Raw genomic sequence first — 234 nt, forward strand, 5'->3', positions numbered from 1 at the left:
CGCGTGATCACGCGGCGCTGCGGCCGGTGCCCGCCCGCCCCTACGTCGTCGCCGACCGGTTTCTGCGGCACGTGGCCAAGGACTGCCTGGTCGCTTTCGACGCCAACCTCTACTCGGTGCCCGCCGTCAAGGTCCGCCACCGCCAGCTGGTCGAGGTCAGGGCGTCGGCCGGCACGGTCGCGCTGCACTCCACCGTGCCCGACGCCCAGGGCATCACCTTGCTGGCAGTCCACC

At 72.6% G+C, this 234-nt stretch carries 1 protein-coding gene; it reads left to right on the forward strand.

The genetic code is table 11. From position 1 onward, the window contains the following. The coding region (locus I8N67_RS42125; RefSeq protein ID WP_443729061.1) for a Mu transposase domain-containing protein at nt 1-234 on the forward strand (234 nt) is incomplete at both ends.

Origin of the sequence: Streptomyces adelaidensis (assembly GCF_016598475.1) — a bacterium.
GTDB lineage: Bacteria > Actinomycetota > Actinomycetes > Streptomycetales > Streptomycetaceae > Streptomyces > Streptomyces adelaidensis.